The organism is Lysinibacillus sp. COL-1, from assembly GCF_059814265.1.
Genome location: NZ_JCAWSJ010000004.1, coordinates 1 through 13,198 on the forward strand (window position 1 = coordinate 1; position 13,198 = coordinate 13,198).

General features: G+C 33.6%; 9 protein-coding genes and 7 pseudogenes. 12 read left to right on the plus strand and 4 right to left on the minus strand.

All coding sequences use genetic code 11. From position 1 onward, the window contains the following. The 3 genes and pseudogenes from AC6BKE_RS08260 to merR all read right to left on the minus strand — a co-directional run. Nucleotides 1-337 (minus strand): transposase family protein (locus AC6BKE_RS08260; RefSeq protein WP_499856463.1); only part of this gene is annotated, 337 nt, incomplete at its 3' end. A 163-nt stretch (nt 338-500) separates the two neighbouring features. Further along, nucleotides 501-2,134: pseudogene (gene merA, locus AC6BKE_RS08265) on the minus strand (mercury(II) reductase). 28 nt (nt 2,135-2,162) lie between these two features. After that, nucleotides 2,163-2,555, minus strand: a pseudogene (gene merR, locus AC6BKE_RS08270) (mercury resistance transcriptional regulator MerR). Between the two features lie 318 nt (nt 2,556-2,873). On the opposite strand from merR, the gene AC6BKE_RS08275 reads away from it, so the two are divergent. The 4 genes and pseudogenes from AC6BKE_RS08275 (at nt 2,874) to AC6BKE_RS08290 (ending at nt 7,150) form a co-directional block, all read left to right on the plus strand. Then, nucleotides 2,874-3,203 (plus strand): four-helix bundle copper-binding protein, encoded by a 330-nt coding sequence (locus AC6BKE_RS08275; protein WP_009374082.1) that lies wholly within the window; start codon nt 2,874-2,876, stop codon nt 3,201-3,203. Between the two features lie 453 nt (nt 3,204-3,656). Then, nucleotides 3,657-3,836, plus strand: a complete 180-nt coding sequence (locus AC6BKE_RS08280; protein WP_499856464.1) for a cation transporter — start codon at nt 3,657-3,659, stop codon at nt 3,834-3,836. 147 nt (nt 3,837-3,983) lie between these two features. Continuing rightward, nucleotides 3,984-6,363: pseudogene (locus AC6BKE_RS08285) on the plus strand (heavy metal translocating P-type ATPase). 167 nt (nt 6,364-6,530) lie between these two features. Further along, nucleotides 6,531-7,150 (plus strand): annotated as a pseudogene (locus tag AC6BKE_RS08290) (nitrite reductase). Nucleotides 7,151-7,237: 87 nt separating this feature from the next. Here the strand turns inward: AC6BKE_RS08290 and AC6BKE_RS08295 are convergent. Continuing rightward, nucleotides 7,238-8,157: pseudogene (locus tag AC6BKE_RS08295) on the minus strand (C40 family peptidase). Nucleotides 8,158-8,447: 290 nt separating this feature from the next. On the opposite strand from AC6BKE_RS08295, the gene AC6BKE_RS08300 reads away from it, so the two are divergent. The 8 genes and pseudogenes from AC6BKE_RS08300 to AC6BKE_RS08335 all read left to right on the plus strand — a co-directional run. Continuing rightward, nucleotides 8,448-8,864 (plus strand): hypothetical protein, encoded by a 417-nt coding sequence (locus tag AC6BKE_RS08300; protein WP_499856466.1) that lies wholly within the window; start codon nt 8,448-8,450, stop codon nt 8,862-8,864. A gap of 25 nt (nt 8,865-8,889) precedes the next feature. After that, nucleotides 8,890-9,366 (plus strand): cupredoxin domain-containing protein, encoded by a 477-nt coding sequence (locus tag AC6BKE_RS08305; protein WP_499856467.1) that lies wholly within the window; start codon nt 8,890-8,892, stop codon nt 9,364-9,366. 743 nt (nt 9,367-10,109) lie between these two features. Next, a pseudogene (locus AC6BKE_RS08310) lies at nt 10,110-10,690 on the plus strand (YdhK family protein). Between the two features lie 192 nt (nt 10,691-10,882). Further along, nucleotides 10,883-11,812, plus strand: a complete 930-nt coding sequence (locus AC6BKE_RS08315; protein WP_009374070.1) for a C39 family peptidase — start codon at nt 10,883-10,885, stop codon at nt 11,810-11,812. Between the two features lie 50 nt (nt 11,813-11,862). Beyond that, complete coding sequence (locus AC6BKE_RS08320) at nt 11,863-12,402, plus strand: TVP38/TMEM64 family protein (protein WP_009374061.1); 540 nt, start codon at nt 11,863-11,865, stop codon at nt 12,400-12,402. 124 nt (nt 12,403-12,526) lie between these two features. Then, complete coding sequence (locus tag AC6BKE_RS08325) at nt 12,527-12,925, plus strand: hypothetical protein (RefSeq protein WP_499856468.1); 399 nt, start codon at nt 12,527-12,529, stop codon at nt 12,923-12,925. After that, nucleotides 12,891-13,040 (plus strand): multicopper oxidase domain-containing protein, encoded by a 150-nt coding sequence (locus AC6BKE_RS08330; RefSeq protein WP_499856469.1) that lies wholly within the window; start codon nt 12,891-12,893, stop codon nt 13,038-13,040. Before AC6BKE_RS08325 ends, AC6BKE_RS08330 begins: the two co-directional genes overlap by 35 nt. Nucleotides 13,041-13,042: 2 nt before the next feature. Then, nucleotides 13,043-13,168 (plus strand): annotated as a pseudogene (locus AC6BKE_RS08335) (multicopper oxidase domain-containing protein); the annotation flags it as partial. Nucleotides 13,169-13,198: the final 30 nt, after the last annotated feature.

Sequence of the window (13,198 nt, forward strand, 5' to 3'; positions counted from 1 at the left end):
CAAAGGTCTTAGACATGGATTGCTCTTGAATGGACTTTAAAAGCCTTTTGGTCATACTACGCTTTTCATCTACAGATATTAGGCGTTCCCAGAAGGTAGATCCGCATTCACGACACTTGTATCGTCTACGGTTCAATTGTAAGCCCACTCGCTTTAAACGAATGGGCAAATCCATAATTAGTTGATTTCTTGAACTGTGTTTGTACAACTTGTCAAAACCACATTCAGGACAACGTTCAGGTGGTCCGACTGCTTCAACTTTAAACATCATATCGGTTTCATTTTCTTGTGGCGGTTCTATTGTTTTAATGTCTGGTAGGGATAATAAGTCTGACATATTATTCATCCTTTATTACTCTGCGGTGTTAAAGGTATCAATTATAGATTTGATGTCGAAATCATCAGTGTTAAATTGTATTTTTTGTGACCACAAATGCACTTAGAAAATCCCTTAAAGCATTAGCTGGTTCACTTGAATAGGGAGTTGTAAAAAAGTTCCCTTAGCCTGCACAACAAGATAATTTCGAAATATCTTTATCGAACGTAAGTGCAGCTAATTTTAGCCCTTCAGCCATTGTTAGATGGTGCTAGGGTTTCGTTAATCTTCTATCGTTAAGCCAAATTTAACAGCTAATGATGCTGCATAGATGACATCTCCTGCATTCTCAGATACAATATGAACCCCTAATACTTTTAGTGTTTCTGCATCTGCTACTAGTTTAAATACACCGGTTGTTTCACGGTTTACAATTGCTCTTGGAACAGCATCTAAAGGTAATACAGATGTCTTCACATCATACCCTTTCTCTTTGCTTGTTCTTCTGTTAAACCAACCGTTGTACCGTTGCATTCGTAAACGTAACAGCAGGAACTACCGATAAATCTATTTTTTTGTTTAATCCACCAATAGCATTATCAGTAATAATTCCACCTTCATAGGCTGCTACATATACAAATTGTGGTCCTAAAGTCACATCTCCTGCTGCATAAATCTTTTCATTACTTGTTTGACCAAAATCATTGATCAGGATTTCATTATTTTTTCCAGTTTCAACACCTGCTGCACTTAAATTTAAAGAATCCGTATTTGGTTTTCTTCCAGTGGCAACAAGTAACTGATCTGATTCAATGACTTCTCTACTGCCATTTACTGTTACGTAAACCCTTTTTATCTCTCCACTTTGTTCAACACGCTCTAAAGTTGCCCCTTTGACAAGGTTTATACCCTGTTCAATTAACGCTTTTTCAACTGACTCTGAAATCTCAGGATCATACTCCTTTAAAAGTCGCTCACTTCTTTGCATAAGCGTTATTTCTGAACCTAAATGATGAAATAGTTGTCCAAGCTCCATTCCAATGTATCCTGAACCAATTACAGTTAATCGTTTTGGTATTTTCTTTAACTAAAGTAGTGTTGTACTAGTCAAATAATCTATTTTTCTAGTCTCAAATTTGGGGCAACGAAGGCGATGCACCTGTTGCAATTAAAAAAGCGTTTTGCAGATAACTTTGCCCCATTGACCTCAACCGTACTAGCATCAACTAATTTTGCTTCACCTTTAATTAATCTAAATTATATTCATCAATTAAATCCATATATTTTTGATTCCGAAGTTCGCTGACCAATTTATCCTTTTGCGTGATTAAACTAGCTAAATCCACTTCTCCAGCGGATGTTTGTAAACCTATAAACGGATTGTCTTTTGATAAATCATTGATTTCCCCTGCCCTAAAGAAGAGTTTTTGACGGAACACAGCCAATATTCACACAGGTTCCCCCAACCGTTCCACGCTCAATCATTCCAACTTTTGCACCGTATTCTATAGCTTTAATTGCCGAAGAAAAGGCAGCAGCACCAGAACCAATAATAAGAAGGTCATAATTGTCTTCATTAATTAACGCCACGTTTTCTAGTGATGATACTTCTTCAATTTCTCCGGCTTGGTAATTTGCTTCATCAATCGCCTTTATTGCACTTTCAACCTCAATATCATCGGGCAGTTCAAATACTGCTTCACCACGACGATAACTAGACTCAATATTTTTAGCACCTATCTTTTCAAGTGCTGATTCTACGTGTTTTTCACAACCCGTACAAGTCATTCCTGAAATGTTTACCTTAAATTTATTCATAAAAAAGCTCCTTTCGTTAATTAATCTCTCATGTTAATGTTTCTATTATTGGACACGAATGTAATTGCTTTTCATCTGGACATCGTTGTTTTAAGTCGTCTAACATAGTTTCAATTCGTTTTAAATCCTCTATTTGTTTTTGCACTTCCTTTTGTTTTTTAGAAACAAATTCGAACATATCTTGACAACGAACTTCATCTTTATCTACAACACCAAGTAATTTATAAATCTCGCTTAAAGAAAAACCAAGTTCCTGTATTCGTTTAATAAACCCAACACGCTTAACGTCATCATATGAATATATCCGATAACCAGCTTCCGTTCGGTGAGGTTCTTGTAATAAATTTTTTCGCTCGTAATATCTGATCGTTCTTTATTAACTCTAATATTTATCTGCAAACTCACTAATGCGATAAATCATCTTATTTCACCCCATGAATATTATAAACCGTGTACCATAGTACACGGTCAAGTAAATTGGACTATTTTATTTTTTTCCCTAAGTATCACTCGTATGTGATTGATACTTTTATATAATACTATTGATTATCCTAACATCCCACCAGAAAATCCGATTTAAACACCAGTTGTTTTTAAACTATTAAGAAAAGTAATTCCACTATATATTCCGAAGACCCGTTTAATATCAATAGGGAAGATTAGTTATGATTGAATGGGGTATATAGTAAATAGGAGTGGTTATAATAAGACAGACTAAATTAACAGGAGGTATTTAAAATTGAAAATGAGCTATGAAGAATGTATTAAAGCTTGTCTAGAGTGTATGAAGGAATGTAATAAATGTTATCATGAATGTCTAGAAGAAGATGATGTTAAAATGTTAGCGGAGTGCATTCGTACCCTTAGAGAATGTGCCGATATTTGTGCATTTTCTGCTAAATCGATGCAGTCTGGTAGTCCATTCGTAAAGCAAATTTGTCAATTATGTGCTGAGATTTGTCAGGCATGTGGTGATGTTTGTAAAAAACATGAACATCATAAACATTGCCAAGAATGTGCAGAAACATGTTACCGATGCGCTGAAGTATGTAAAAAAATGGCTGTGTAGAAGATTTGATTTTATAAATGAAGAATCAATGATAAATAAAAGTAATTCTTCTAACGCGAAAATACTTCTAACTTTGCTTATTTAGGAGCAGAGTTTTTTGATGGACTGCTAAAAAATTTAATTAAGTCACAGTGTTTGAATGTTAAATAAACGTGATATTTAACATATACTGCATAATTAGTGACCATATAGTAAATTAAAACACCACTTTACATACCTAACTGGGGTATGGTAACATGAATGTGTGTTTAGAGGAGGTTGATAATTTACTGTGATGATGTAATAACTAATTTATCGTTTAAAGAAAAGCTTGTTTGATAATGATAAACTGCATTAAAAGTGATGAAGCCAATATAAGTTAAAATTTACAATCGAAAGTTAAAAGGAAATATAATAAAAATTATTTATACCCTTTTACATTTTATAAAAATATTTCAAAAGAGAGGGATTTTTATGGAAAATAGAATCTTAAAGGTAACTGGAATGTCATGTGGTCATTGTGTAAATACTGTTGAAAAAAGTTTAGGGAAATTAGAAGGTGTTGATCAAGTAAACGTGAATTTAAAAGATGCACAAGTTGAAGTATCGTTTAATGAATCCCAGTATTGCTTGAGAAAATTAAGGAAACAATAGAAGAACAGGGATATGAGGTAAAATAATATTTTTGAGAGTGCATAAATGCACTCTCTTGTTTTCAAAAATATATACCCTATTGGGTATGAGGAAGGTGAACAGCATCATGAGTAATACATTAAAGAAGCGAGCATTCAGATCACAGGAATGACCTGTGCAGCTTGTGCAACTCGTATAGAAAAAGGTTTAAATAAAATGGATGGTGTGGAACAAGCCACTGTTAATTTAGCGCTTGAAAAAAATCATCTATTAAGTACAATCCAGCAAAATTAAGTGAAGAAGATTTCGAAAAAAAATAGAAGCACTTGTTATGGGTTGTAAACAAAAGGCGGAACTTGATATTACAGGTATGACATGTGCAGCTTGTGCAACTCGCATTGAAAAAGGGTTAAATAAGTTAAGTGGTATCTCTTTCTGCCAATGTTAACTTAGCCCTGGAAAAAGTAATCATTAGTTTAATCCATCTGAAGTGTCAATGTAGACATCATTGCGAAGGTGGAGAAATTGGGCTATGGGGCTCATCAAAAGGCTGATGAACAGGAAACAGTGGACCATCGAAAAATACCATTAAACAGCAACAACTAAAATTTATTTTATCGGCTATTCTTTCTTTACCGCTGCTTTGGACGATGGTTGGACAATGTTTCCTTTAATTATTTTTATACACCCCAGAATTTCTATGAATCCGTGGATCCAAATGGTATTGGCTTACTCCTGTGCAATTTATTGTTGGTAAGCAATTCTATGTAGGGGCATATAAAGCTTTACGTAATGGTAGTGCTAATATGGACGTACTTGTGGTCATGGGGACATCAGCAGCTTATTTCTATAGTGTTTATCAAGCGATTGTGACGATAGGGTCGCATCATGGTCCAAATCTTTATTTTGAAACGAGTGCTGTATTAATTACATTAATATTATTAGGTAAATTATTTGAAGCCAAAGCAAAAGGACGCTCATCTGAAGCCATAAAAAAACTAATGGGACTTCAAGCTAAAACCGCTATTGTTGTACGTGACGGTGTAAAAAATAGGTTCCTTTAGAAGAAGTTATCATTGGCGATGTTATTCTAGTGAAACCAGGTGAAAAGATACCTGTAGATGGTGAAGGTAAATAGAGAAAACAGCTGTTGATGAATCAATGCTTACAGGTGAAAGTTTACCAGTTGATAAAAAGCAAGGCGATCAATTATTTGGATCGACGATTAATAAAAATGGATTTATTAAAATGACAGCGACAAAGGTTGGTCGTGACACAGCGTTAGCACAAATCATTAAAGTGGTTGAGGATGCTCAAGGATCAAAAGCACCAATTCAACGCTTAGCAGATCAAATTTCGGGGGGTTTTTGTACCAATTGTTGTTGGCATTGCAATTGTCACATTTTTAGTTTGGATCATTTGGGTTCGCCCAGGAGAATTTACACCAGCTTTAGAGGTCTTAATTGCAGTACTTGTAATCGCTTGCCCTTGTGCGCTTGGGTTAGCAACGCCAACCTCCATAATGGCAGGTTCAGGTCGTGCAGCTGAATTTGGTATTTTATTTAAAGGTGGAGAACATTTAGAACAAACACAAAGTATTGATACAGTGGTTGTAGATAAAACAGGTACAGTAACACATGGTAAGCCTGTTCTTACAGACGTTCTTTTAGATTCAGAGCAGGAGGAAGCTCGTTTTTTATCATTAATTGGGGCTGCTGAAAAACAGTCAGAGCATCCGTTAGCAGAAGCTATAGTACAGGGCATAGAAAAACGTGGCATAGCATTAGGAGAAGTTCAATTTTTTGGAGGCTATTCCAGGTTATGGTGTGCAGGCAACTGTGTCAGGTCAAGGAGTTGTCATTGGTACACGAAAATTAATGCAACAATACGGAATCAATATTGATAATATTTTACCAACAATGGAGCAGTTAGAGCGAAACGGTAAAACAGCAATGCTTGCTGCCATTAATGGTCAGTATGCAGGCTTAGTAGCTGTTGCTGATACAGTTAAAGATACGTCAAAAGAGGCAATCCACCGACTAACAGAATATGGGCATTACAGTCATTATGATGACTGGTGATAATGAACGTACAGCTCAAGCGATAGGAACAGAAGTAGGCGTGAATCAAGTTATCGCTGAAGTATTGCCTGAAGGTAAAGCAGACGAGGTGAAAAAGCTACAAGCACAAGGGGAAAAATGTAGCGATGGTGGGAGATGGTATTAATGATGCTCCGGCATTGGCCACAGCAAATATCGGTATGGCCATTGGTACAGGAACGGATGTTGCCATGGAAGCTGCTGATATTACGTTAATTCGTGGCGATTTAAATAGTATTGCAGATGCTATTTTAATGAGTCGAAAAACAATGCGGAATATTAAGCAAAACCTATTTTGGGCATTTGCCTACAATACTTTGGGTATTCCTATTGCTGCAATAGGTCTACTTGCTCCATGGGTAGCAGGTGCGGTGATGGCATTTAGTTCTGTATCTGTAGTTTTAAATGCATTACGCTTACAAAGAGTAAAATTAGATAAAAATAAATAACCCTTTAATTCAATTGTAAACTTTACTCTATTGGGTTTACTTATAAAGAAATACGCAATAGTTTAACTGACATAATTTAACTTACTATTTTCATCAGATAAACCATCCTTAGGTAGGTAAAGAGCAAAATAAATTAATTGTTTGGGAAAGTATGGAGGAAAATTGGTATGAGTAATGAAGATAAAAAAATTAAAATTGCCGTTAATGGGGGAATAGAATTTGGGGAAAACTAAATTCTAAACAACTTTTAACGATCACCAAATATATGGAAGACGACGCACAGCTTGAGTTAACAACCTTCCAACAACTCTATCTAGAAATTCCGGAAAATAAAAAGAAGAAATAATTGAAGAATTCAACCGTGTTAATTTATCTTGTTATCCAGTTGGCAACTTTGTAAAGAGTTTGAGAACATGTAATTTTTGCAAAGGAGAAGAAGAAGAGGGGATGCCAGTAGCAAAAGAAATAAATAATCGTATAGCAGGAAAAGCTGTACCATTCACTCTTAAAAGTTGCATACACAGGTTGCCCTGTTGGTTGCGGTGAACCAATGTTAAGTGATATAGGGATTATGAAAATTAAAGACCATTACAATTTATATGTTGGAGGAAAAGCAAAAAGGGAAAGATGCAGAGGTGGGATCTTTGTTGCAAGAGAATCTAACACCAGATGAATTGTACGATAAAATAGAAAAGATTATAAATGTATATTCACAGAATGGAAAAAAACGAGAGAAACGTTTTTCAAATTTTTAAAACGGATAGGAAAAGAAGAGTTAATAAATTAGTTTTACTCTAAGAAGTTCTGGGTAAGGTTATAATGGCGGCTCTGAATAAATGAGCCGCCATTTTTAATTTAAGTCCTCGAACAAAATTTATCGAGTTAATCGTTCTATAAAGATATTTAATTGATTTAATGTTACTTTGTCGTTTACGCCAAATGTGCCATCACCTTTACCTTGCGTAATCTTATTTGATGAAAGAACTGCTATAAAATTTTTGGCCCAATGAGTACTCGTTACATCTGTAAAATTCTTTGGTTCTCCTTGTTGTTCTAAATCAAATGCTTCAACTAAAACCTTTGCTAATTGACCGCGAGTAATCGGTGAATTTGGGTTACTTTACGATTACTATCTCCATTAAAAATTCCAAGTTTTTTTAGTGCTACTATAGCTCCAGCTTGTTCAGAAGATGATTTAACATCAGGGAAACTTGAGTTTGTATCACTTGTATCTAATGCTAAAGCTTTAGCAAGCTGTATGGCTACTGCTCCACGTGAGGCATAAATGGAAAGTCTATCTCTTCACCTTTAACTTCTGCTTGAGCTATTTCATTTGTAGTAAAGTTTGCAATACGTTTTGCACCTATATAACGAGAACCCCAATAGTAAGGATCGTTTAATTTATCAATTCTAACACCCGAACTTGGAGTAGCTGATATAAAATTACCATTCTCTATGTATATTCCAACGTGAGATATGCCGTTGCCTGAAGTATTAAAAAATACGAGGTCACCTGCTTTTAAACTATCTTTAGAAACAGAAGTACCTTGCTGATATTGGTCTTTAGATGTGCGCTCTAAAGAAATACCTAACTTAGAAAATATAAACTTTGTATATGCTGAACAATCTACACCTGTATTAATATCATTCCCACCATATTTATAAGGAGCTCCTATTATAATCTTTCGCTGTACTCGTCAAATCAGTAACTGATGCTGCTTCAGCATCATTCATACCTATTCCTGAAAAAATTACAAATGACGCAAAAACCGGTAGTAACCATCTCTTTTTCATGAAACTTACTCCTTTGAAAAGCAATCGCTTTTTTGATTAAAGTAAGAATAGCATGGAATAGAGATACTAAATTTTTCATTTATATTACTGATTTGTGCAGAATATTAAAATTGGTGACTTAATATACTCGGTGTAATCTCACTGCAATAATAACTAGGTGATGTTACTTGAAGATAAATAAAACTTAAATCAAGTAATAATAAAATAAATACTCTCTTTCGAGCATACCTATATAAGGTATACGGTGTGTATTTTACGACAGGCTAATTAAATTGTTAAAGGATGGATATGTGGGATTTTATCAAATGTTTGTCTTAGTATCACTAATGTTTTTATTGTTAATTGTCATAATGGTTTCAAGAATTATGAAAAAGACTATTAAGCCTATGCAAGGTATGACTATTTCAATGTTTTTTAGTATGAATGTAGGGCTAACATTAGGAATACTTTTTGGAGTTACCTTTCAAGGGAACTTGTTTTACTCAACGATTATTTCAATTATTCTCGGTGCAAGCATTGGCTTTTTAAGTGGTTGCAACTTTGGATTATTACCTATGTTAGAAGGTTTAATGGCAGGTTTAATGGCTGGTATGATGGGGGCAATGTTAGGTGAAATGGTGGATGGCGGGCAATCCATTGTATTAATAAGAATTTTTCTGTTGCTATCAATTTTCACTATTTTTTTCACTTGCGCTACTTCCAAGTAAAAGTCAAAAAACATTCCAAAGTCAAATGGGCTTTTTAACACCCTTCTTCTTTTCGGTTTTTATACTCTTCTACTTTTTTGGGGGCATTCCTTTTGCCGAAAAACAAATAAACTTTATTAAAGACTCTTCTTTAGTGGATCATAATCTACACTCGAACGCTCAAAATAAATTAGAAAAGAAAGAGATTAAGATTATTTCTATAGAAACAGAAAATATGAAGTATTCGCCCTCTGAAGTAATTTTGGAGAAGAATCAACCGGTTTCATTAGAATTAATTAATAAAGATAATATAGAACATGATATTGAAGTTACAATACCAACATCAAATACTATTAGTAGTAATAATCATGTACATCACAAAAAGGAGGAGAATATGATTCATCTCCATGTTGGGCCTAAAAATACAGAAAAAATGAGTTTTACTCCCATTAATACAGGAGAATATCAATTTGTTTGTACTATTCCAGGACATAAGGAGCTTGTATGGTTGGCAAGTTTATAATTAAGTAATTAGCTTTGATTTTGTAATTGATATACAAATGGAGTTGTCAAATTAAATACAATGATACTTATTTGAAAATGCCCAGTTATTATTAACAGGGCATAAGGTATATCTATATATTTAGATAAGCTCTATTTTTTGATAAATAAGATGACGGTGAAATAAAAAATGTTTAGTCTCAAATAAAAGTAGGGTATTAATTTTGAAGCATATGGATACAATCACAAATATTATTTTGCTTCGTTTTCATTACTTTGTATAATTTCGTTTACCATTTTTAATTCAGAAATCAAATAATCTATCTGTTGTTGCAAGTAACTTGATGGCGAAGAAAAATCGCTTGTAAATTGGCCATCTTCACTACTTACAGTCTTTAAGACATTCAATGCAATTTCCACAGTTAATGCAAATAATTCATCACCTAGTTTTTCAATAGATTCAATTAATAATTGAGAATCAGAAAATGTTTTAAAAGCTTCGTTATCAATGGTTATCTACTCCTTAAAAAATTGGTTAATCTCATTATATGAATTAATTAAAAAAAGCTCCTTACCCCTTTTGCTGTTTCAACATTTTTGACAATCCAGGTTTTAAAAATGAATAAGGAAGGTATCTTTAAAATGTATATATTAAATTTTCTTGGTGATTCTAAATAAAGAAAAAAACTCGTATGAAATATCCCTAAAGTAAATTTATGATGATTGGGAATACAAAAATTCAAGCCTGCGAGTAGGAGGACTATGATGGAGAAAAAAATTATAATGAGTCTTGTTACTATAGTTGCTGCATTAATGCTTTCTGCATGTACAGGAAATACAAATAAGAAAGAAAGTCAACAAGAAATGCAGACAAATGAAATGGCCGAGAAAGATATGGAAGGTATGGACCATTCTGAAATGAATCCTAGTTCAAATGAACTTCCTGAAGGTTTAAAAGAAGCTGAAAATCCTAAGTTTGGAGTTGGGACAAAAGCAATAATTCATGCAGATCACATGAAAGGCATGGATGGAGCTGAACAACAATTGTAGGGGCATACGATACAATAGTCTATACTATATCTTACGCTCCTATAAATGGTGGAAATCGAGTAACAAATCATAAGTGGGTCATTCAAGAAGAAATAGAAGGTGCTGGTTCAGAGCCATTTGAACCAGGAACACAGGTTATTATAAATGCTAATCATATGGAGGGTATGGAAGGGGTAACTGCAAAAATTGATTCCGCAGAAGAAACTACTGTGTATGTGGTTGACTACACTTCTACTAATGGTGAAAAAATAAAAAATCATAAATGGCTAACGGAAAGTGAATTATCTTCTCCATAAAAATTAAATACTTAAAGATGTTCGACGAGTCAATTTTGACAAATTGGACATCTTTTTTAGTTTTAGAAATTCTATAATATCCTTTAATTTTAATCCATAATTTCTCCATAATTATTCGTTATATTCATTTTTAATAATATAACAATAACTGAGGAGGCGTGGGAAATTAGAAAGAGAGGAATTATCTTCACTTTGGGAGTATTAGTAGTTTTTTTAAAGGGTTGTACAAACGAAAATATCAATTCAAATAAAATAGCAGTTTTAACAGTTGAATATTTTAGTGGAGATCCACTTAATGATCTATATGTGGAATTACTCGATGAAGAAGGGAAAGAAATAGATTCAACAATTAGTTTGGATAAAGGTGAGGCAGAATTTTATAATTTACAACCAAATGAAACTTATACAGTAAAAGTAGGGAGTCCAGACAATTTTACAACAGGGATGTATTTAACAGAAAAAAAATTTACGTATACGTCATCTACACAATCCATATTGGTTCAAACATATGCAGTAAATCATAATAAAGGATTTGGAGTACCTGTAATTCTACAAAATCCTGAACTACCAAATGGGTGTGAAATAACTACTCTTACAGCAGTACTTAATTACTATGGTGCAGAAACATCTAAATTAGAAATGGATCAAAATTATTTACCTAAACAATCTTTTGAATACAAAATGAAAAAAAAGTATGGGCCAAATCCTAATCAAGCATATGGCGGCGAGCCAAGTAATCTAGAAACGGGTACATATGTTTTTGCCGAACCAATTGTCAAAGCAGCTAATAATTTTATCACAGAGAGAAAGTTAGATTTACAAGCAAAAAATATTAGTGGAAGAACAATAAAAGAAATAACAAATTATATTAGACAGGGAATACCAGTTATTACATGGGTAACATTGGACCTCTCACCACCAAAGGTTAAAGGGGGATGGATTATTGAAGAAACAGGTGAATACCATCAAATGTATCAAAATTTACATACAATGGTACTATTATCTGTGGGAGATACTACTGTGGAAGTAATGGATCCACGTAAGGGAATTATAACATTGGATAAGGGAGCATTTTTTAATAGTTATGAAGCATTAGGCGAACAGGCAGTTGTTGTTTATTAACAATAGTTCATTATATGCAAGTAATAGGTTAAAAAAGATAGCGTTTAATCATGGAAGAAAAATTACTTCATTTACTAGAACAATCTGGATTATTTGCAATTTTGGTTAGTTTAATGATAAATACTTTGGTTAGTATTATAGGTGTACTACCAAGTGTTTTTGTTACAGCCACTAACCTTGTGTTTTTTGGAGTATTCAACGGTTTGCTGATTTCTATTATCGGTGAATCAATTGGTGCAGTTATTAGCTTTATTTTATATAGAAAAGGAATCAATAAATGGAAAAGACCGTTCGTATTGCACCCTAAACTTTTAAAATTAAAGGAGTTGGAAGGTTCTGATGCATTTTGGATAATTGTCAGTTTAAGGATTTTACCTTTTATGTCATCAGGTCTTGTGACTTTTACTAGTGCATTTTCTAAGGTGTCTTTAGGCACATTTACGCTTGCTAGTACGATTGGAAAAATACCAGCTTTAATCTTTGAAGCAGGTGCAGTATATGGTTTTATGCAAGTAAATTTAATATGGAAAATTGTAATAAGTATCTTATTAATTTCAATTATCATTTTGATTTGGAAAGTTAAGAAATAAAAAAAGTTATTCAAAGTTTTCTTAGATAGAGTGGTCAATATTTGTCTCATTTAATTTCAAATCCATAAATTCTCCATATTTATTTGTTATAGTGCCTATGTAAAGAATAAAAGGAGGAAACATAATGAAATCTAAACTTTTGATTACTTCATTATTAGTAGGCGCTATTATAATTGGAGGATGTAGTGCGGGTAATTCGGAATCTAATAATAATTCAAATATGGACCATTCTAATATGTCTGGTATGGACCATTCCAATATGAGTGATGAAGAAATGAAAAACATGGAGGGTATGGATAATAAAGATAGTAGCATGGAAAATGGTCATGCGAGTCATAACAATCCATTAGCATTAAATAATTCAAATGGGGAAAATGAGCTTGCGCTCCCACCTATTATTGAACCTAAAAATGGAATTGTTGATATTACTGCTCAACAAGGAACAACAGAAATCTTTAAGGGAACTAAAACAGAGACATATGGATATAATGGTTCCTTTTTTAGGGCCAATCATTCGTATTAATAAAGATCAAACGGTAACGTTTAGAACTAAAAATGATTTATCTGAACCAACAACATTTCACTGGCATGGATTAGAAATCCCTGGAAATGGTGATGGCGGCCCACATCAGTCCTAGAGCCAGGTGTAACAGAAGATGTAAATTTTACAGTTAATCAGGGAGCATCTACGCTGTGGTTCCATCCACATCCAGAAGGTGCTACAGCAGAGCAAGTATATAAAGGTTTAGCTGGTTTAATTTATATAGATGATGAAAACTCACAAGAAATCAATGTA